1 rRNA gene is annotated in these 255 nt (G+C 31.4%); it reads right to left on the minus strand.

Annotated features, from left to right (window positions below):
- Nucleotides 1-152: 152 nt before the first annotated feature.
- Nucleotides 153-255: ribosomal RNA gene (locus K0040_RS20450) — 23S ribosomal RNA — on the minus strand; the annotation flags it as partial.

Raw genomic sequence — 255 nt, forward strand, 5'->3', positions numbered from 1 at the left:
CGTTGCTCTAAGTGTTTGTAAGTATTAACTTTTGTTAGTACTTTCAAAACTGCTAACATTTAATATTTCCATTATATTTTTTAGCAACTGAAATCTTCTTTATAATTATATAATTAAAGATTTAGTTGGCGATATAAACCTTTAGGTTTATTTTGGTCAAGTCCTCGACCTATTAGTATCAGTAAGCTACATATGTTACCACACTTCCACCTCTGACCTATCAACCATGTAGTCTTCATGGGGTCTTAACCTTAC

The sequence above is a fragment of the Terrisporobacter petrolearius genome (assembly GCF_020748185.1).
In the GTDB taxonomy this organism is placed as follows: domain Bacteria; phylum Bacillota; class Clostridia; order Peptostreptococcales; family Peptostreptococcaceae; genus Terrisporobacter; species Terrisporobacter petrolearius.